The sequence below is a fragment of the Pseudomonas citri genome (genome assembly GCF_025336485.1).
Classification (GTDB): Bacteria; Pseudomonadota; Gammaproteobacteria; order Pseudomonadales; family Pseudomonadaceae; genus Aquipseudomonas; species Aquipseudomonas citri.
In genome coordinates this window covers 97,303-116,596 of the sequence record NZ_JAODAB010000006.1, presented here as the reverse complement: position 1 = coordinate 116,596, position 19,294 = coordinate 97,303, and the positions used below count along the sequence as shown (strand labels likewise).

The window sequence follows — 19,294 nt, the reverse complement described above, 5'->3', positions numbered from 1 at the left end:
TTGCCGATTGCCGGCACCGCCCGAGACCGCGACCCTACCGGGTTACTGAATGATCAGGTTGTTGAACAGCAGGTCATCCACCATCGGCTTGCCCGTCTCGTCGTTCATGACCTGTTGGGTCTGCTTCAACGCTTCCTGGCGCAGCTTTTCCTTGGCTTCCAGATTGTTCATGGTCTCGGTGGTCTGCTGGGCGAACAACGCCACCAGTTGGTTGCGGATCAACGGTTCATTGGCCTTCACCGCCGCAGCCGCGGCGTCACCGGTGACGCGCAGGGCTACGTCGGCCTTGTAGACCTTCAACTTCGCGGTGCCATCCAGGCCATAATTGCCGACGAACGGCGGGCTGAGGGTGATGTAACTGACTTTCGGCGCCTCGCCTTCCTTCGCCTCTTGGGCCGTCGCTGCCACCGGCAACGACAAGGCCAGCATCAACATGATCCACGCTTTCACATTCCACTCCTCATCCGGTTTGCGGCCCAGCATACCGCCCCGCCGCTCCAGCACAAGCTTATGGCCGGCTATCAGGGCGGGGCATGCTCGTTGACCCGTTGACTCTCACACCTACACTTATCGGCCAGCCCTCCCAAAGGAATAGCCCTGATGAAAGCCGTGCTGTGCAAAGAATTCGGTCCTGCCGAATCGCTGGTGCTGGAAGACGTCGCCAGCCCTGTCATAAAAAAGAACGAAGTGCTGTTGGACGTGCACGCCGCCGGAGTGAATTTCCCCGACACGCTGATCATTGAGGGCAAATACCAATTCAAGCCGCCCTTCCCGTTTTCCCCCGGCGGCGAGGCGGCAGGTGTCGTCAGTGCGGTGGGAGAAAAGGTCGGCCATCTCAAGGTCGGCGACCGGGTCATGGCGCTGACCGGCTGGGGCAGCTTCGCCGAGCAGGTGGCGGTGCCAGGCTACAACGTGCTGCCAATCCCCTCCGCCATGGACTTCGCCACCGCCGCCGCCTTCAGCATGACCTACGGCACCTCGATGCACGCGCTCAAGCAAAGGGCCCACCTGCAACCTGGCGAAACGTTGCTGGTGCTCGGCGCATCCGGTGGCGTCGGCCTGGCGGCCGTGGAAATCGGCAAGGCCATGGGTGCCCGGGTGATCGCTGCCGCCAGCAGCGCAGAGAAACTCGCCGTGGCGAAGGCGGCCGGCGCCGACGAATTGATCAACTACAACGAAACCAGCCTCAAGGATGAAATCAAGCGCCTCACCGACGGTCAGGGTGCCGACGTGATCTATGACCCGGTGGGCGGCGACCTGTTCGACCAGGCCATCCGCGCCATCGCCTGGAACGGCCGGCTGCTGGTGGTCGGCTTCGCCAGCGGGCGCATCCCCGAGCTGCCAGTGAACCTGGCCCTGCTCAAGGGCGCCGCCGTGGTCGGCGTGTTCTGGGGCTCCTTCGCCCAACGCCAGCCCCAGGACAACGCCGCCAACTTCCAGCAGCTGTTCGGCTGGTTCGCCGAAGGCAAGCTCAAGCCGCTGGTGTCGCAGACTTACCCACTGAGCAACGCCGCCCAGGCGATTAATGACCTGGGTCAGCGCAGGGCGGTGGGGAAGGTGGTTATTCAAGTTCGCTGAAACCGTGCAGGGAAAAAATGCCAGAACCGCTGACGAGGCGGTTCTGGCATTTTTTCTTTCTTACTACTGCTCTGAACACTCGGAAACCATAAATAAAAGTCGATTTGGCGGTAGATATATACCGCACCCTCGCCAAAAAAGTACGTAAACCTACTTCATATACAACAGCATCCCGCAGGAGCAGGCTGCGATTTATTAATGGACGACCTGACATGGAAAAATCTTATGTGCAACACGAATAATTATTTAGGGCCTCACAGACAACTAGGACCTGGCTCATACGAGATAGGTCCTGTATCGATTCAAACAGAAAGGCTACCAAATCTCGGCACTGGAGGATTTTTCTCTGGAGCCTGGGGTCCGCAGGAGGGGCCCCGTAGAGGAACCAGCAGAAGCTCCAAACGATCCAATGCGTCCACTCCCTTTATCTGGGATGACCTTATGTCAATACAAGAAGAATATTGTGAGATCATCGATGCTGAGTATAAAAGCATCTTTAAAAACCTTAAGGAAATTACTACTAAAGAAATTGAAAAAGCAAATAAAACAGCAATCGGCGCTCGTCGACTCTCGCCATTGGAAGAAGTCAAAAGCGAACAAGAAACAACCATAAACCTCATTAAAGCCAAAGAAATAGAATATCAAGCGCGCACCAAACCAGCTTATTCATTGCATGGTCAAAATCCATTTTTTCTACTACGAGAATTATCCTTAAGAAGAATACGAGAAAGCACAGAGACTTCTCCACCTAACGCCATTGTCGCTTATACAGCAATTAACAACGCATATAGATCAGCACTGGAGCTCAAACGACTTTCCTTGCAGAAAGAAATTCTTGCAGAAAAGCTCGGAAATTTGTCGATCAAAGTCGAACAGACTGCCACCCAAGCCCAGCCCGGACAACAACATTCAGCGTTAGCTGTAGATGAAAAACTCAGAATTATCAATCAGGAAAAAACATCCATCTCCAGCTCCTCCCTGGTTTTTTGCTAAAAAAAATATCATCGATACTGGGCACAGCAGTCGGCTTACCTACCTCTCAACTACTTAAAAACTACAAGACGGCCGTAACTAAAACAATCACAACTGAACGAGCAGCTATTGCCGCTTATAAAAAAGCCAATCCAAACATAAAGCCGCCATTGAGCAAACCCGAACTCGAGGCACTTCACAATCTTGTGGCCCTGCAGACAAAAACGAATTTAGGGAAGCGGTGGCTGGACTACCATATATCCCTTCTTCATTCAGAATCTGTTCGTTACTTAACAAAAACCTCAAATTCACTCACCGGATTAATCGACCGAGCTCTAGTCGCCGAGCGCTTACAAGAAAGGCTGCGTATTGCAGCCGAGCAACAAGCACAGACACGAAAGCAAGCGGAAGCCCAAGCCGCAGCGCAACAAGCTGAGCAAGAACGAAAACAGAAAATCGCGTTGACCTGGGCAGCCCGCTTCAACGAGCTGCTCCATCAGTTCAACCACGCCCAACCCGAAGACATCGACCAAAGGCTGCCTTGGATGCAGCAAAAACACCGCGAGCTGTCCATCGCACATCAAGACGCAACCAAAGCGGAGCACGCTGCGGGAGACCGTCACAGCCTCCTGAAAAGTGATCCTCGCGAGAAGTCGCTGCGTAAAGCACAAGCCGATATCGACGCGACTTTTCGTTCAAAATATCGCATCGAAAATATTCAATTATCCATCTCCAGCGGGGCGATGGCCTCATCGCGGCTGCTCATGGCTACTCCCGACGGCCTGATTGCCGGGTATGAAGGCTCATCCGTTTCTTTGCAAGGAGTTATCGATCTACTGACAAAAGCGAGGGCCGTCGCGGCAAATGGTCCTTTGGCAGTATTTGGCATGGCTGTGTCTTATTAACCGACAATCGGCCACAGTGAACTTCAACGCAATCCAGTGGTAATTAGCATTCCTCTGTCCCAGTTAAAAGAAAATGCCAAACCAATTCCTGATAGCGTCGACCACCTACCATTTCGGGTAGTTTCATCTGCACGAGGAGAACATACCAACTTCTATTTTTCACCTACCGGAAAAAATCTGCCCGGCGATGTCAGAGTTAGAAACGTACCACTTGACCCAAAGACAAACCTGTATACGTTTACGACAGAAGGGATTCTACCGAGAACGCTGACCTGGACACCGAACGGCCCACCAGGGGAAAGTTTTCTGGGATCAACCGAATTACCCGCGACGCAACCGGAGATCAGGATCCTTCCTGGGGCCAGGATTACCCAGATCGAGGGGAGAGTAGACGAGCATCCAACTTGTGATGACGCCGACATCGACGATTATGTACTGGTGTTTCCGGCGGAGTCAGGAATTCAACCAGTCTATATCATGGCAAGCCGTACCGGACCGCGATATGAACCGGGAACGGTGACCGGAACAGGAAAAACAGTCGGATCAGATTGGATGAGAGCCGCTGGCGAATCAAGCGGCGTTCCAATTCCCAGCCAGATAGCAGATAGGTTGCGTGGTCAAGAAATGAAAGATTTCGATAATTTTAGAGAGGAGTTATGGACCGCCGTGGCAAACGACCCTGAGCTAATTAAGCAGTTTAGCTCACGAAATCGGGCGATAATGGAAGACGGTTATTCTCCCTATGCACCGCGTAACGAACAGGTAGGGGGTCGAGAAAAATTTGAGATACATCATGTACACCCAATTGGCAAGGGTGGCGATGTATATAACATGGACAATATGGCTATCACAACACCCAAGAGTCATATTACTATTCACTCAAAGACCAACGGTGAGCGAAAATGATCAAAAAACCATACGAACAATATACCCGTAAAGAATTTTTATTACTTATTGAACGCCTATTTAATAAAGAGTATGCCTCCGAGGCTGAACTCGATGTATTGGTACATCAGATTGTCGACACCTCCGAACATCCCGATGGGACCGATATTATTTTCTACCCTAATGAGGAAGTTGAAGATACCCCGGAAGGGATACTGAATAACATTGAACGCTGGCGAGAGCAAAACGGAAAACCCGGCTTCAAGCCAGAGTAAAAAAGCAGGCATCATCGCCACCAGCGATGATGCCTGCTTCGCGATCAAAGCAACTCACGAACCTCCCGCGGCAGCATCCGTACATACCGCGCCCCCGGAAAACTCCCGCAACGCTGCACTATCCACGGCAGCTCCCGGTTGAAACGAGCGATCAAGGCCAGCCGTTCGGCATCCGGCAATTGCCGGGCGAAAAACACGTTGGACAGGTAGCTGCGGGTGTAGTCGAACGGAAACAGATCCTGCAGCCAGAGCTGGCTCCGAGCATGCGCGTTGATGTCCGAGCATTTCCAGGTCTTGATCCATTTATTGGCATCGAGCGGTGTGGTATCCAGGCGGAACTCGAACGGTGCCACCGCGTGCGCCTGCGCCGGATGCTCGTCGTCTACTGTCCATGGCCTGAAGCGCCACCGGGTCACGGCCTCTCGCGCGGATTCGGCTAACCCGGGATGGTCGCTCTGCAAGATCGCGACCTCATCGACACGACCGTCGGCATGCACCGTGAAACCGACCCTTACCACACCCATGCCCCCCGTTCGGTACAGAGCCGTCGGGTATTGCGGCTTGGGGTTGTTCTCAGGCACCAACAACACATCCGTCGCCCAGCCCGTCCCCGACAAGCCCAACAACAGCATCACAACGCACCGTCTCATACCCCACCCCCTCTCCTGAAAACCCTACCTGACAGCAGCGTGAAGCGTAGGGGTCGGGGCCCATGGGATAAATGGCGAGGCTTCCCATTTGCGTGAAGGACGTTTCCCACTGTCGAGTGACATAACGGTAAGCGGCGAGTGCGAAAAGGTCTGGCAGGACGATTCCTACAACGTCCTCGGCGTATGCCTGAGAGAAACGTTCACTTAAGAACATTTTTCACCGGCCATTTTCTTTTTTACCGTGAATTTAATGATGCTATTTTCGGTAACGAAACTGTAACATTCGAATTTGCAGTCATAACAAGAATCTGGAGCCCTTGAATGTTTGCTTTCTTTCGTCCTGCCGCCCATCAGGCGTCCCTGCCTGAAGAAAAAATAGACAGTACCTACCGACGCCTTCGCTGGCAGATTTTCGCCGGGATCTTCTTTGGCTACGCCGGCTATTACCTGCTGCGCAAGAACTTCTCCCTGGCCATGCCGTACCTGATCGACGAAGGCTACACCCGGGGCCAGCTGGGCGTGGCCATGTCGGCCATCGCCATTGCCTATGGGCTCTCGAAGTTCCTGATGGGCCTGGTGTCCGATCGCTCCAATCCACGCTACTTCCTGCCATTCGGCTTGCTGGTATCGGCAGGGGTGATGTTCATTTTCGGTTTCGCACCTTGGGCGACGTCCAGTGTCACCATGATGTTCATCCTGCTGTTCATCAACGGCTGGGCCCAGGGCATGGGCTGGCCGCCGAGTGGACGGACCATGGTGCATTGGTGGTCGCAAAAGGAACGTGGCGGCGTGGTGTCGGTGTGGAACGTGGCGCACAACGTCGGCGGTGGCCTGATCGGCCCGCTATTCCTGTTGGGCATGGGTTGGTTCAACGATTGGCACGCGGCGTTCTATGTCCCGGCCGCCGTAGCCTTGCTGGTCGCGCTGTTTGCCTTTGCGACCATGCGCGACACGCCGCAATCGGTGGGCCTGCCGCCCATCGAGAAATACAAGAACGATTACCCGGAAGGCTACGACGCTAGCCACGAGAAGGAATTCAGCACCAAGGAAATCTTCGTCAAATACGTGCTGCGCAACAAAATGCTCTGGTACATCGCCATGGCCAACGTATTCGTCTACCTGCTGCGCTACGGCGTGCTGGACTGGGCGCCGACCTACCTCAAGGAAGCCAAGGGCTTCACCGTGGATAAAAGCTCCTGGGCCTACTTTTTCTACGAGTGGGCGGGCATTCCCGGCACGCTGCTGTGCGGCTGGATGTCGGACAAGATCTTCCGTGGCAACCGTGGCCTGACGGGCATGGTGTTCATGGCGCTGGTGACCGTGGCGACGCTGGTGTACTGGCTCAATCCGGCCGGCAATCCGACCGTCGACATGATCGCCCTGGTGTCCATCGGGTTCCTGATCTACGGCCCGGTGATGCTGATCGGCTTGCAAGCGCTGGAACTGGCGCCGAAGAAAGCCGCCGGCACCGCGGCAGGCTTCACCGGCCTGTTCGGCTACTTGGGCGGCTCGGTCGCGGCCAGTGCGGCCATGGGTTACACCGTCGACCATTTTGGCTGGGACGGTGGTTTTGTGCTGCTGGTGGGTGCCTGCCTGCTGGCGATGGCGTGCCTCGCACCCACCCTATGGCACAAGCAAGTCGCCAGTCAGGGCCGCGAAGCGCTGGCCTGATCCAGGGTTGATTTGCAGCGCTTGAACCGCGCCTCCAGATTCCGATCTGGCATGGCGTGGTTGCGCAGGGCGTGGATAGTCTGCTCGACGTAATCGCGCGTCGTGCCGTAACGCCCGCAGGCATTTTCGAGCACCTGGCTCAGCACATGGTCCGGTAAATTGCCGGCGTAGCTGGGCAGGTGCCGCTCCAGCACGAAGCCCAGCGCTTGCACGCGGTTGCCGTTCTCCAGACGACAGTTGAGCCAGTGCGGACGGTAGGACGGCACCGGCATCTCGCGCTGCCACAGGGCAAACAACGAACCCTCGAGATTCTCTTCCGGCAACCGGTAAGCGAAACCGCTGCACGAACCGCCGCGATCCAGGCCGAACACCAGCCCCGGCAGTTCCGGCGTACCGCGGTGCTCGTGGGACCACAGGTACAAACCGCGGTGATAACCATGCACCCGTCCACGCACCCGCTCCACCGCCGTGCATTCGGGTCGCCAGATCAATGAGCCGTAGGCGAACAACCAGACCGGACCACCCTGGTGACGGCTCATGGTCGATTGCATCGACGCGAGCAGCTGCTCACGGCTCAGCGGTGCACCCAGTTCGAGTCGAGGCGGGTACAGCGCGCAGGTTATGGCGGTTTCGATGGCGGTCATGGTTCGCGGATCGGTCGGATGGCACGCCGTCATGATGCTGGCGTTTGTCAGGAGCGAGGCAAATTAGATGCCATCCGGTGCATAAACCTGTAAATCCCCTCGCCACAAAAAGCAGATCCAGAATGGCTCAAGAGCGCGGCGCATACGCAAACACGTCGGCGCGCATCTGGTGGGCGTCCATCCCGGCTTCCACCAATGCATCGAGCGTGGCGTAGATCATGGCCGGCGAACCGCTGGCGTAGACGTACACGCCGGACAGGTCGCGAATGTCCTCGCACACCGCTTCGTGGAGCATCCCGCAGCGCCCTTCCCAGCCACACAGGTCGCTGACGACTTTGTGCAAGAACAGGTTCGGCAGCTTCTTCCACTCGTCCCAATGCTCGATTTCATAGAAGTCTTCCGGTCGCCGCACGCCCCAATACAAATGCACCGGGTGCTTGAAGCCCTCCGCCCGGCAATGCTCGATCAGGCTGTGCATCTGCGCCATGCCCGTTCCGGCCGCGATCAGCACCAGCGGACCGTCCGGTAGCTCGGCCAGGTGCGTGTCGCCAAAAGGCATCTCGATGCGTGCATGGGGGTTGCGCCGCAGTTGCTCCAGCAGCGCCTGCGCACTGTTTTCGCGCGCCAGTACATGCAGTTGCAGGTCGCGCCCCGAATGCGGTGCCGAGGCCAGGGAGAACGCCGATTTATCGCCATTCTCGCGCTCGATCATCAGGTACTGCCCCGCGTGATAGCGCGGCGGCTTGCCCGCCGGCGCACGCAGGCGAACTCGCCAGACATCGCCACCCACCTCGACGCACTCGGTCACCTGGCAGGCCAGGCTGCGCACCGGCAACTCGCCCGGCGACAGCACGCCATCCCACAACACCACGCAATCCTCCAACGGCTCGGCGATGCAGGTGAAGATCTCACCGTGATCGCGCACCTCGCCAGCTTGCTCCACGCGACCTTCCACCAGCAACGCGCCACAGACATGGCAGTTGCCGTTGCGGCAGCTTTGCGGGCATTCATAGCCCAGGCGCCGCGCGCCATCGAGAATCCGCTCGGCGGGCTGTATGTCCAGCACCGCCCCGGAAGGCTGCAAGGTTACACGCATCAATCTATTCCTAACTGATTCCAGATGGCATCGATCCGTTGGGTAACGGCCTCATCCTTGACGATAACCCGGCCCCACTCGCGGCTGGTTTCGCCGGGCCATTTGTGCGTGGCATCGAGCCCCATCTTCGACCCCAGGCCGGACACCGGCGAGGCAAAGTCGAGGTAGTCGATCGGCGTGTTGTCGATCATCACCGTGTCGCGCTTGGGGTCCATGCGCGTGGTGATAGCCCAGATCACGTCGTTCCAGTCCCGCGCGTTGATATCGTCGTCGGTGACGATAACGAACTTGGTGTACATGAACTGTCGCAAAAACGACCAGACCCCGAGCATCACCCGCTTGGCGTGCCCCGGATACGACTTCTTCATGGTCACCACGGCCATGCGATACGAACAGCCTTCCGGCGGCAGGTAGAAATCCGTGATCTCGGGAAACTGTTTTTGCAGGATCGGCACGAACACTTCGTTCAACGCCACGCCCAGGATGGCCGGCTCATCCGGTGGACGGCCGGTGTAAGTGCTGTGGTAGATCGGCTTGAGCCGATGGGTAATGCGCTCGACCGTGAAGACCGGGAAGCTGTCCACTTCGTTGTAGTAACCGGTGTGGTCGCCGTACGGGCCTTCATCGGCCATTTCGCCGGGATGGATCACGCCTTCGAGGATGATCTCGGCGGTGGCCGGCACTTGCAGGTCGTTACCGCGGCATTTCACCAGCTCGGTGCGGTTGCCGCGCAGCAGGCCGGCGAAGGCGTATTCGGAAAGGCTGTCGGGCACCGGCGTGACGGCGCCGAGGATGGTTGCCGGGTCCGCGCCCAGGGCCACGGACACCGGGAACGGTTTGCCGGGATGTTTTTCACACCACTCGCGGTAATCCAGCGCACCACCGCGGTGGCTCAGCCAACGCATGATGACTTTGTTGCGACCGATCACCTGCTGGCGGTAGATACCCAGGTTCTGGCGGTCCTTGTTCGGGCCCTTGGTGACGGTCAGGCCCCAGGTGATCAGCGGTGCCACGTCGCCTGGCCAGCAGGTCTGCACCGGAAGCATCGCCAGGTCGACATCGTCGCCCTCGATCACCACCTCCTGGCAGACCGCGTCCTTGACGACCTTGGGTGCCATGGCAATGATCTTGCGGAAGATCGGCAGCTTGGACCAGGCGTCCTTCAGGCCTTTCGGCGGCTCGGGTTCCTTGAGAAACGCCAGCAGCTTGCCGATCTCCCGCAGTTCGCTGACCGACTCGGCGCCCATGCCCATCGCCACGCGCTCCGGCGTACCGAACAGGTTGCCGAGCACCGGAATGTCATAGCCCGTCGGCTTTTCGAACAACAGCGCCGGGCCTTTGGCCCGCAGGGTGCGGTCGCAGACTTCCGTCATCTCCAGCACGGGAGAGATGGGAACCTGGATACGTTTCAACTCGCCGCGCTGCTCAAGCTGCTGCACGAAATCCCGAAGATCCTTGAATTTCATTGAGATGCCACCCCGAAAATAGGCGTACATCCTACCTGCTCTGGCGTCCAAACAGCAGCCCGCGCATGCGCGGAGCGCTCAATAATCGGTCGTACCCAACAGCAGGGGAGCAAACAACGGACTCAGACGGGTGCTGCCAATGTCCGATAAATGATCTTCATCCTTGTACTGGGAATGGCCATTGACCTCTATACGACAGACGCCCCCCGGACACATCAGCGGTGCCGGGTCGATGATATGCACCCCCGGATCGGCGCTGCTCATCGACTCGAACAAGGCACTCAGGAAAACCTGGCGCGCCAAGTGCTCCTGAAGCGGACGCCCCAACCCCTCGGCTGAACGCCCTATCCGGGCCAGGCTCGTCAATCGGCTGATGGTACCCAGGCGTTGCAACGGCACTTCCTTGAATAGCCAGACTTGCGCGCCCGTCGCCCTTATCGCCGCCACCCGCCCCTTGAGCGCCGTCGCCATGCGCGCCTCGGCGCCGGCCCTGTCATCGCGAGAGTTGAGCATGTGCTTCCTGTCTCCGTCCTCGCGGCCATAGACATACAGGCTCCAATTGGCCGCCAACACCACATCACGGATACCCAGGCGACGAACCTGCTCCATGGTTCGTTCGTTGAACGCCCTGCAGCGCGGTGGCGGATCATCGCTCAGGATCGGCGGGCAACCGCTCATGCTGTAGAGCCATACCGGACGCCCATCGCGGGTGCCGCTCTTTTCAATCGCCGGCAACAGAGCCGCGGCGTGGCTGTCGCCCCAGAACAGCTGATTGGCCGGAGTCTCTTTATTCGCGCCAAGCAGGCAGGCCTTGTCCGGCTGAGTATCCGAGAAGCCGAGCATGCATTCCATCTGCCCGGCCTGCCAATCCCGCGCCTGGGCGTACTCCAGCGCCTTGCCGGCCAGACGCTGGGGATAACCGTCCGCCGACCGTACCACCACCCCCGCCACAGCCAGGACGGCCATGGCCAGGCCTGCTCCAAGCAACACCGCGCCCTGGCCGGCCAGTACGCGCTTCTCACGGAACGGAAGCTCGACGAAACGCCAGCTCAGCCAGGCAAGGCCCAGCGCCAGCAGAACCCAGCCCGCGGCTTCCCAGGACTGGATCCCGTCAACGGAAATAGCGTTGGCATAGACATAGATCGGCCAATGCCACAGATAAAGGGAATAGGAAAGCAAGCCAATCCAGACCAATACCGGCGCACTCAATGCGCGGGCGACCCAGGTCGGCCCCTGCGAGCCCGACCAGATCAGCGCAGTAGCGCCCAGCACGGGCAACAAAGCGGCCCAACCGGGAAACACCGTCGCCCGGTCAAAAGTGAAAACCGCCGTCAGCACCGCCACCAACCCCGCCGTGCCGACCAGTTGGCGGACCCACGGCCGCACCACGCGGCTCGGCGCTGGCAAGACCGCCAGCATCGCCCCACACAACAGCTCCCAGGCCCGTGTTGGCAACGAAAAGAAAGCGACATCAGGCTTGCGCTCGATATAGCCGATGTTCAGTGCGAAAGAAACCAGCAGCACGGCAAACAACATCCAACGCCACTGGCGAACATGGCGCATCAACAACGCCATCAACAGTGGGAAAAAAATGTAGTACTGCTCCTCGACCGCCAGGGACCAGGTGTGAAGCAATGGCTTCAGGTCCGAGGCTGGTTCGAAATAGCCGTCTTCGCGCATATAGAGAATGTTGGACATGAACAGCGACTGATAACGAACCGCCCGGCCCAGCTGCGAAAAGTCCTTGGCCGCCAACAGCAACCAGCCCAATGCCAAGGTGGCCAGCATGACCACACTCAAGGCTGGAAGGATGCGCCGGGCACGCCTGGCCCAGAAATTCACGAAGCTGAAACGCTGCGAACTGATCTCACGCAGCAGAATGCCGGTAATCAGAAAGCCGGAAATGACGAAGAAGACATCGACGCCGACGAAACCACCACCGAATGCGCCAAAGCCGAAGTGGAACAGCACGACCGGAATAACGGCCAATGCCCTGAGCCCGTCTATGTCACGGCGGTTGCCAAATAGATGCATAACATTCCTTGTCGATCCGGATGCACAGGCGATGAATCAAATGACACTGGCCACCCGAATAAGTTATCCAACTTCGGTAAAAGCGCTCAAGTCGAAACAGGCTTACGCGCCTTCGCTGCTGGCGACGACCCCGGTTGCAAAAAAAAGCGCCCTATCCAGGGTAATGCCGATCAGTTAAGGATCAAACGGTGCAAACCCTGTGGGAGCAAAGCTTGCTCGCGATAGCGGTGGACCCCGTGATACAGGTGTCGACCGACTTGTCCCAATCGCGAGCAAGCTTTGCTCCCACGGGTTTGTGGCTTAACTGATCGGCATTACCCTATCCAGGGCGCCTTTTCTGCAACGTATTGCTTGTTACTTGCGCTTCATCGACAAGAAGAACTCATCGTTGGTCTTGGTCGTCTTCAGCTTGTCGACCAGGAACTCGATGGCAGCCACTTCATCCATCGGATGCAGCAGCTTGCGCAGGATCCACATGCGCTGCAACTCGTCATCGGCCGTCAGCAACTCTTCGCGGCGAGTGCCGGAGCGGTTGATGTTGATGGCCGGGAACACACGTTTCTCGGCGATGCGACGATCCAGCGGCAGCTCCATGTTGCCGGTGCCCTTGAACTCTTCGTAGATCACTTCGTCCATCTTCGAGCCGGTTTCAACCAGCGCGGTGGCGATGATGGTCAGAGAGCCGCCCTCTTCGATGTTGCGCGCGGCACCGAAGAAACGCTTCGGTTTTTCCAGCGCGTGGGCATCGACACCACCGGTCAGTACCTTGCCGGAGCTCGGGATCACGGTGTTGTAGGCGCGGGCCAGGCGGGTGATGGAGTCCAGCAGGATCACCACGTCTTTCTTGTGCTCGACCAGACGCTTGGCCTTCTCGATCACCATTTCGGCGACTTGCACGTGACGGGTCGGTGGCTCGTCGAACGTCGAGGCGACCACTTCGCCGCGCACGGTGCGCTGCATCTCGGTCACTTCTTCCGGACGTTCGTCGATCAACAGCACGATCAGGTGAACTTCAGGATTGTTACGGGCGATGTTGGCCGCGATGTTCTGCAACATGATCGTCTTGCCCGCTTTCGGCGGCGCCACGATCAGGCCACGCTGCCCCTTGCCGATCGGTGCGCACAGGTCGATGACACGACCGGTGAGGTCTTCGGTGGAACCGTTGCCGGCTTCCATCTTCATGCGCACAGTCGGGAACAGCGGGGTCAGGTTTTCGAACAGAATCTTGTTCTTCGCGTTTTCCGGACGGTCGAAGTTGATCGTATCGACCTTGAGCAGCGCGAAGTAACGCTCGCCTTCCTTCGGCGGACGGATCTTGCCCACGATGGTGTCACCGGTGCGCAAGTTGAAACGACGGATCTGGCTCGGCGAGACGTAGATATCGTCTGGGCCGGCGAGATAGGAAGCGTCTGCGGAGCGAAGAAAGCCGAAGCCGTCCTGGAGAATCTCCAGCACGCCATCACCGGAGATTTCCTCGCCGCTTTTCGCGTGCTTCTTGAGCAGAGAGAAAATCACGTCCTGCTTGCGCGAACGGGCCATATTTTCTATGCCCATCTGTTCGGCCAATTCGAGCAGTTCGGTAATCGGCTTTTGCTTGAGTTCAGTCAGATTCATATAGGAATGACGTAATCATTTATGGAGGGGGGAAATTAAGCTTTTGGCTTAATGAGGCCGCGCCGCGGAGAAGGCGACAGGATCGCGTACTTGTTCGAAAGGAGTGCGTCGGCGACGGCTTGCAGGGGGCAATGGAGAAACCAATGCGGGGCCGAATGTAACACCTGGGTTTGCGAGCGTCTAGCCCCGAATAACGAAAAAGCCCCGCGATTTGCGGGGCTTTTTCTGCGACATTCGGCGATCAGATGTTGGCGTCGAGGAAAGCCGCCAGCTGCGACTTCGACAGCGCGCCCACCTTGGTGGCCTCGACGTTGCCGTTCTTGAACAGCATCAGGGTCGGGATACCACGCACACCGTGCTTGGCCGGAGTCTCCTGGTTTTCGTCGATGTTCAGCTTGGCGACGGTCAGCTTGCCTTTGTAGGTCTCGGCAATCTCGTCCAGGACCGGGGCGATCATTTTGCAAGGACCGCACCACTCAGCCCAGTAGTCGACCAGTACCGCGCCTTCGGCCTTGATTACGTCAGCCTCGAAGCTAGCGTCGCTAACGTGTTTGATCAGATCGCTGCTCATGGAAATCTCCGGGGTTGTCAGCAAAAAAACGTGGCCCATCATAGCTGCCCTTCCCAGCTTCAGGAAGGCCGCAGTTGATTGAGTCTCGCTATGAGCGAAGACGTAATTGGGTATAACTCAAGCCACGCCCAGCCCCATCCGACGAAGCGATCCTGCCGCGCCGCTGCGCCGAAATCCCCCAACACCCGGTGACGATGCCCGATAACAGTGCGAAACACCTCCCGCCTGGGTGGGAGTGAGCCGGCTCGCGAAGAGGCCGGTACAGAGCCCTCTGACACAAGCTGGCGGACGCTTTCGCGAGCAAGCTCGCTTGTATGTTCGGACTTGCAGGGGTGGGCGGGAAACCGGCTTGGCATGGCCTGTGCTCTGTCCAAACGCAAAAATCATTACCGATTGCGGAGATTCGCCATGATTCAGCGTTGCAGCACCCTGCTCACTGCCTTGTTCGCCAGCCTGATGCTCTGTCAACTGCCCGCCCACGCCGATGGCCTGGACGACGTGGTCAAGCGCGGCACCCTCAAGGTCGCGGTGCCCCAGGACTTCCCACCGTTCGGTTCGGTGGGCCCGGACATGAAACCCCGTGGCCTGGACATCGACACGGCAAAACTTTTGGCCGATCAGCTCAAGGTCAAGTTGGAACTGACCCCGGTCAACAGCACCAACCGCATTCCGTTCCTGACCACCGGCAAGGTCGACCTGGTGATTTCCAGCCTGGGCAAGAACCCTGAGCGCGAAAAGGTCATCGACTTCTCCAGCGCCTACGCGCCGTTCTACCTGGCGGTATTCGGCCCGCCCGAGGCGCCTATCAACGGCCTCGATGATCTCAAGGGCAAGACCATCAGCGTCACCCGCGGCGCCATCGAAGACATCGAGCTGACCAAGGTCGCCCCCGAAGGCACCACCATCAAGCGCTTCGAAGACAACAACTCGACCATCGCCGCCTACCTGGCCGGCCAGGTGGACCTGATCGCCAGCGGCAACGTGGTCATGGTCGCCATCAGCGAACGCAACCCCAAGCGTGTCCCGGCCCTGAAAGTGAAACTCAAGGACTCTCCGGTGTACGTGGGCGTGAACAAGAACGAGCCAGCGCTGCTGGACAAGGTCAACCAGATCCTGGCCGCCGCCAAGACCGACGGCAGCCTGGAGAAGAATGCCCAGACCTGGCTCAAGCAGCCGCTGCCGGCCGATCTCTGACCGCCGCATGAGAGGCTGAGCATGGCTTATCAGTTCGATTTCCTGCCGGTGGTGCAAAACACCGAGCTGCTGGTGCACGGCGCGCTGTTTACCCTGGAGCTGACGGCCATCGGCGCGTTGTTCGGGGTTGGCCTGGGCATCGTCGGGGCCGTGGTGCGGGCGTGGAACATCCGCCCGTTCGCGGCGATCTTCGGCGTCTATGTGGAGTTGATCCGCAACACGCCGTTCCTGGTGCAACTGTTTTTCATCTTTTTCGGCCTGCCGTCCCTGGGCCTGCAGATTTCCGAATGGCAGGCGGCCGTCCTGGCGATGGTGATCAACCTGGGCGCTTATTCCACCGAGATCATCCGCGCCGGCATCCAGGCCATCCCGCGAGGCCAGCTGGAAGCCGCCGCCGCCCTGGCGATGAGCCGCTTCGAAGCCTTTCGCCATGTGGTGCTGCTGCCGGCGCTGGGCAAGGTCTGGCCGGCCCTGAGCAGCCAGATCATCATCGTGATGCTCGGCTCGGCGGTCTGTTCGCAGATCGCCACCGAAGAGCTGAGTTTCGCCGCCAATTTCATTCAGTCGCGCAACTTCCGGGCGTTCGAAACCTATGCGCTGACCACGTTGGTCTACCTGTGCATGGCGCTGTTGATCCGCCAGTTCCTGAACTGGATCGGCCAACGGTGCCTGTACCGCAGCAGCAGGAGCTACCCATGAGCGATTTCACTTTCTGGGATGTGGTGCGCAACCTGTTCACCGGCCTGCAATGGACCCTGGCGTTGTCACTGGTGGCCTTTATCGGCGGCGGCTTGATCGGCTTGCTGGTGCTGGTGCTGCGCATCTCCAGGAACGCCCTGCCCCAACACATCGCGCGCACCTACATCGAGTTGTTCCAGGGCACGCCGCTGCTGATGCAATTGTTCCTGGTGTTCTTTGGCGTGGCCCTGGCCGGCGTGGAGATTTCACCGTGGCTAGCGGCGGCGATTGCCCTGACGTTGTTTACCAGCGCCTACCTGGCGGAGATCTGGCGCGGCTGCGTCGAAGCGATCCCCAACGGCCAATGGGAAGCCAGCGCCAGCCTGGCCCTCAACCCATTGGAACAGTTGCGCTACGTGATCCTGCCCCAGGCCCTGCGCATCGCCGTGGCGCCGACCGTGGGTTTCTCGGTGCAAGTGGTCAAGGGCACCGCCGTGACCTCGATCATCGGCTTTACCGAACTGACCAAGACCGGCGGCATGCTCGCCAACGCCACGTTCGAACCGTTCATGGTGTATGGCCTGGTGGCCCTCGGCTATTTCCTGCTTTGTTACCCCTTGTCCCTCAGCGCACGCTACCTGGAAAGGAGACTGCATGCCTCTGCTTAGAATTTCCGCCCTGCACAAATACTACGGCGATCATCACGTGCTCAAAGGCATCGACCTGAGCATCGAAGAGGGCCAGGTAGTAGCGATCATCGGCCGCAGCGGTTCGGGCAAGTCCACCTTGCTGCGCACCCTCAATGGCCTGGAGTCGATCAACGACGGCGTGATCGAAGTGGACGGCGAATACCTCGACGCCGCCCGCGTCGACCTGCGCAGCCTGCGCCAGAAAGTCGGGATGGTGTTCCAGCAGTTCAATCTGTTCCCGCACCTGACCGTTGGCGAAAACGTGATGCTTGCGCCGCAAGTCGTACAGAAAGTACCCAAGGCCAAGGCGGCCGAACTGGCGCGCCAAATGCTGGAACGGGTCGGGCTTGGCGAGAAATTCGATGCGTTTCCCGACCGCCTGTCCGGTGGCCAGCAACAGCGAGTGGCGATTGCCCGCGCCCTGGCGATGTCGCCCAAAGTGCTGCTGTGCGACGAAATCACCTCGGCCCTCGACCCGGAACTGGTCAACGAAGTGCTCAGCGTGGTGCGGCAACTGGCCAAGGAAGGCATGACGCTGATCATGGTCACCCACGAGATGCGTTTCGCCCGGGAAGTGGGCGACAAACTGGTGTTCATGCATCAGGGCAAGGTGCATGAGGTGGGAGATCCCAAGGTGCTGTTTGCAGATCCGCAGACGGCGGAGCTGGCGAACTTTATCGGGACGGTCGAATCTGCCTGACCTCGGTAAATCCCCTCACCACAACGGCACCTTGCAAGCTGCTCTGGCTCAAGGGTTCGGTTCAGGTGCGTTGGCGTAAGCGGTTGATCGTGGCAGGATGGCGAGGTTATCGACCGAGACTTTTTGACCATGCCGCCATCCCAAGCCAAGAATCTGTCCCTGATCGCTGCCATAGACCTGGGCTCCAACAGCTTCCACATGGTCGTCGCCAAAGCCCAGAACGGGGAGATCCGCATTCTTGAGCGGCTGGGTGAAAAGGTCCAGTTGGCCGCCGGTATCGACGAAGCGCGCCAACTGAGCGAGGAATCCATCCAGCGCGGGCTCGACTGCCTCAAGCGCTTCGCCCAACTGATCAACGGCATGCCCCTGGGCGCGGTGCGGATCGTGGGCACCAACGCCCTGCGCGAGGCGCGCAACCGTGGCGAGTTCATCCACCGCGCCGAAGAGATCCTCGGCCATCCGGTGGAAGTCATCTCCGGCCGTGAAGAAGCCCGCCTGATCTACCTCGGCGTTTCCCATACCCTGGCCGACACCCCGGGCAAGCGCCTGGTGGCGGACATCGGCGGGGGCAGTACCGAATTCATCATTGGCCAGCGCTTCGAACCACTTTTGCGCGAAAGCCTGCAAATGGGCTGCGTCAGCTACACCCAGCGGTATTTCCGCGACGGCAAGATCACCCCGGCCCGCTACGCCCAGGCGTACACGGCGGCGCGCCTGGAAATCATGAGCATCGAACACGCCCTGCACCGCCTGACCTGGGACGAGGCCATCGGCTCCTCGGGCACCATCCGTGCCATCGGCCTGGCTCTCAAGGCCGGCGGCCAGGGCAACGGCGAGGTCAACGCCGAAGGCCTGGCCTGGCTCAAGCGCAGGGTGTTCAAGCTGGGTGATGTGGACAAGATCGATTTCGAAGGTATCAAGCCCGACCGCCGGGCGATTTTCCCGGCGGGCCTGGCGATCCTCGAAGCCATTTTCGATGCCTTGGAACTGCAACGCATGGACCACTGCGAGGGCGCCTTGCGCGAAGGCGTCCTCTACGACCTGCTGGGGCGTCATCATCATGAAGACGTGCGCGAGCGCACCCTGAGTTCACTCATGGAGCGTTACCACGTCGACCTGGAGCAGGCCGTGCGGGTCGAACGCAAGGCGCTGCACGCCTTCGACCAGGTGGCCGACGATTGGGACCTCAATGACGGCGTCTGGCGCGAACTGCTCAGTTGGGCGGCCAAGGTGCACGAAGTGGGCCTGGACATCGCCCACTACCACTACCACAAACACGGCGCCTACCTGATCGAGCACTCCGACCTGGCGGGTTTCTCCCGGGAAGACCAGCAGATGCTCGCGCTGTTGGTGCGTGGGCACCGACGCAACATTCCCAAGGATAAATTTGCCGAATTCGGCGACGACGGCATCAAGCTGATTCGCCTGTGCGTGCTGCTGCGCTTCGCGATCCTGTTCCACCACATCCGCGGCACCCAACAGATGCCCCAAGTGGCCCTGCACGCCGACGGCGACCAACTGGATGTGATATTCCCCGAGGACTGGCTGGAAGAAAACCAGCTGACTCAGGCCGACTTCGCCCAGGAAGCGGAATGGCTGACCCGGGTCGGGATCGTGCTGAACATTCACTGATAGCCATTGTGGCGAGGGGATTTATCCCCGCGCCACAAAA

18 protein-coding genes and 1 pseudogene are annotated in these 19,294 nt (G+C 59.0%); 11 read left to right on the top strand and 8 right to left on the bottom strand.

The genetic code is table 11. From position 1 onward, the window contains the following. Positions 1 to 42: 42 nt before the first annotated feature. Positions 43 to 450 carry a flagellar basal body-associated protein FliL gene (locus N4Q37_RS09450; RefSeq protein ID WP_260957287.1) on the bottom strand — a complete coding sequence of 136 codons (408 nt, stop codon included), beginning with the start codon at positions 448 to 450 and terminating at the stop codon, positions 43 to 45. A 150-nt stretch (positions 451 to 600) separates the two neighbouring features. Here N4Q37_RS09450 and N4Q37_RS09445 point away from each other — a divergent pair, with 150 nt between their 5' ends. The 5 genes from N4Q37_RS09445 to N4Q37_RS09425 all read left to right on the top strand — a co-directional run bounded on the left by N4Q37_RS09445 (position 601) and on the right by N4Q37_RS09425 (position 4,615). After that, on the top strand, positions 601 to 1,578 hold the full coding sequence (locus N4Q37_RS09445) for an NADPH:quinone oxidoreductase family protein (protein WP_260957283.1): 978 nt from the start codon (positions 601 to 603) through the stop codon (positions 1,576 to 1,578). Between the two features lie 441 nt (positions 1,579 to 2,019). Beyond that, a complete protein-coding gene (locus N4Q37_RS09440) occupies positions 2,020 to 2,571 on the top strand; it encodes a hypothetical protein (protein ID WP_260957282.1) in 552 nt (183 codons plus the stop codon). Positions 2,572 to 2,720: 149 nt separating this feature from the next. Next, positions 2,721 to 3,455 carry a hypothetical protein gene (locus tag N4Q37_RS09435; RefSeq protein ID WP_260957280.1) on the top strand — a complete coding sequence of 245 codons (735 nt, stop codon included), beginning with the start codon at positions 2,721 to 2,723 and terminating at the stop codon, positions 3,453 to 3,455. Between the two features lie 36 nt (positions 3,456 to 3,491). After that, positions 3,492 to 4,361, top strand: a complete 870-nt coding sequence (locus tag N4Q37_RS09430; RefSeq protein ID WP_260957279.1) for an S-type pyocin domain-containing protein — start codon at positions 3,492 to 3,494, stop codon at positions 4,359 to 4,361. Next, positions 4,358 to 4,615 carry a bacteriocin immunity protein gene (locus N4Q37_RS09425; protein ID WP_260957277.1) on the top strand — a complete coding sequence of 86 codons (258 nt, stop codon included), beginning with the start codon at positions 4,358 to 4,360 and terminating at the stop codon, positions 4,613 to 4,615. The genes N4Q37_RS09430 and N4Q37_RS09425 overlap by 4 nt, the downstream gene beginning before the upstream one ends. Before the next feature lie 44 nt (positions 4,616 to 4,659). On the opposite strand, the gene N4Q37_RS09420 is transcribed toward N4Q37_RS09425, so the two are convergent. After that, positions 4,660 to 5,265, bottom strand: coding sequence for an energy transducer TonB (locus tag N4Q37_RS09420; protein ID WP_260957276.1), 606 nt, complete (start codon positions 5,263 to 5,265; stop codon positions 4,660 to 4,662). A 321-nt stretch (positions 5,266 to 5,586) separates the two neighbouring features. On the opposite strand from N4Q37_RS09420, the pseudogene glpT reads away from it, so the two are divergent. After that, positions 5,587 to 6,947, top strand: a pseudogene (gene glpT, locus N4Q37_RS09415) (glycerol-3-phosphate transporter). On the opposite strand, the gene N4Q37_RS09410 reads toward glpT, so the two are convergent. From N4Q37_RS09410 to trxA, 6 genes are all read right to left on the bottom strand, one after another. Beyond that, complete coding sequence (locus N4Q37_RS09410; RefSeq protein ID WP_260957274.1) at positions 6,912 to 7,580, bottom strand: gamma-glutamylcyclotransferase; 669 nt, start codon at positions 7,578 to 7,580, stop codon at positions 6,912 to 6,914. The pseudogene glpT and the gene N4Q37_RS09410 sit on opposite strands and share 36 nt — an antisense overlap. Before the next feature lie 127 nt (positions 7,581 to 7,707). After that, on the bottom strand, positions 7,708 to 8,676 hold the full coding sequence (locus N4Q37_RS09405; protein ID WP_260957273.1) for a CDP-6-deoxy-delta-3,4-glucoseen reductase: 969 nt from the start codon (positions 8,674 to 8,676) through the stop codon (positions 7,708 to 7,710). Continuing rightward, entirely contained in the window at positions 8,676 to 10,142 is a 1,467-nt protein-coding gene (gene ubiD / locus N4Q37_RS09400) for a 4-hydroxy-3-polyprenylbenzoate decarboxylase (protein WP_260957271.1), read from the bottom strand. The genes N4Q37_RS09405 and ubiD overlap by 1 nt, the downstream gene beginning before the upstream one ends. Before the next feature lie 78 nt (positions 10,143 to 10,220). After that, complete coding sequence (locus tag N4Q37_RS09395; RefSeq protein ID WP_260957269.1) at positions 10,221 to 12,176, bottom strand: acyltransferase family protein; 1,956 nt, start codon at positions 12,174 to 12,176, stop codon at positions 10,221 to 10,223. Positions 12,177 to 12,530: 354 nt separating this feature from the next. Further along, positions 12,531 to 13,790: a transcription termination factor Rho gene (rho, locus tag N4Q37_RS09390; protein WP_003206716.1), complete on the bottom strand. Its 1,260-nt coding sequence runs from the start codon at positions 13,788 to 13,790 to the stop codon at positions 12,531 to 12,533. Between the two features lie 241 nt (positions 13,791 to 14,031). Then, the gene (gene trxA, locus N4Q37_RS09385; protein WP_042607086.1) at positions 14,032 to 14,361 is read right to left on the bottom strand and encodes a thioredoxin TrxA; all 330 of its coding nucleotides are present in this window, start codon (positions 14,359 to 14,361) and stop codon (positions 14,032 to 14,034) included. A 408-nt stretch (positions 14,362 to 14,769) separates the two neighbouring features. Between trxA and N4Q37_RS09380 the strand changes: the two genes are divergently transcribed. The 5 genes from N4Q37_RS09380 to ppx all read left to right on the top strand — a co-directional run bounded on the left by N4Q37_RS09380 (position 14,770) and on the right by ppx (position 19,254). After that, positions 14,770 to 15,555, top strand: a complete 786-nt coding sequence (locus N4Q37_RS09380; protein WP_260957255.1) for a transporter substrate-binding domain-containing protein — start codon at positions 14,770 to 14,772, stop codon at positions 15,553 to 15,555. Positions 15,556 to 15,576: 21 nt separating this feature from the next. Next, the gene (locus N4Q37_RS09375) at positions 15,577 to 16,254 is read left to right on the top strand and encodes an amino acid ABC transporter permease (protein WP_260957253.1); all 678 of its coding nucleotides are present in this window, start codon (positions 15,577 to 15,579) and stop codon (positions 16,252 to 16,254) included. Next, positions 16,251 to 16,901, top strand: a complete 651-nt coding sequence (locus N4Q37_RS09370) for an amino acid ABC transporter permease (RefSeq protein ID WP_260957251.1) — start codon at positions 16,251 to 16,253, stop codon at positions 16,899 to 16,901. The genes N4Q37_RS09375 and N4Q37_RS09370 overlap by 4 nt, the downstream gene beginning before the upstream one ends. Next, positions 16,888 to 17,622, top strand: coding sequence for an amino acid ABC transporter ATP-binding protein (locus N4Q37_RS09365; protein ID WP_260957249.1), 735 nt, complete (start codon positions 16,888 to 16,890; stop codon positions 17,620 to 17,622). Before N4Q37_RS09370 ends, N4Q37_RS09365 begins: the two co-directional genes overlap by 14 nt. 129 nt (positions 17,623 to 17,751) lie before the next feature. Next, the gene (ppx, locus tag N4Q37_RS09360; protein WP_260957247.1) at positions 17,752 to 19,254 is read left to right on the top strand and encodes an exopolyphosphatase; all 1,503 of its coding nucleotides are present in this window, start codon (positions 17,752 to 17,754) and stop codon (positions 19,252 to 19,254) included. The last annotated feature ends 40 nt before the right edge of the window (positions 19,255 to 19,294 follow it).